The organism is Pedobacter sp. BG31, from assembly GCF_042464845.1.
In the GTDB taxonomy this organism is placed as follows: domain Bacteria; phylum Bacteroidota; class Bacteroidia; order Sphingobacteriales; family Sphingobacteriaceae; genus Pedobacter; species Pedobacter suwonensis.
On record NZ_JBHNZK010000080.1, the window covers coordinates 1 to 255 of the forward strand.

General features: G+C 42.4%; 1 pseudogene. It reads right to left on the minus strand.

From position 1 onward, the window contains the following. Window positions 1-255 (minus strand): annotated as a pseudogene (locus ACFE6N_RS23605) (IS1380 family transposase); the annotation flags it as partial.

A 255-nucleotide genomic window follows, 5' to 3' on the forward strand; every position in this document is an offset into this window, starting at 1 on the left:
CCGAGCGTATCCCTTTGAAATGACTTTGCATCAGAATTCCCGTTCCTGTTTTCGATATAAAGTACAAACTGCTCATTGATCGTGCAGACACCCGGCTGATAGCCATAATCCCTTTTGTAGGTCATTTGGCTGTCCTGTTTCTCATTGAAAATGATCGTATTGTCATAATCAAGGGTAAGTTCACCAGAGTCAAGGACCCCGATCTTTTTTAGGACTTCAAGGTTGAAGTTTTCAAGTGTCCGGTTGGTACAGTAT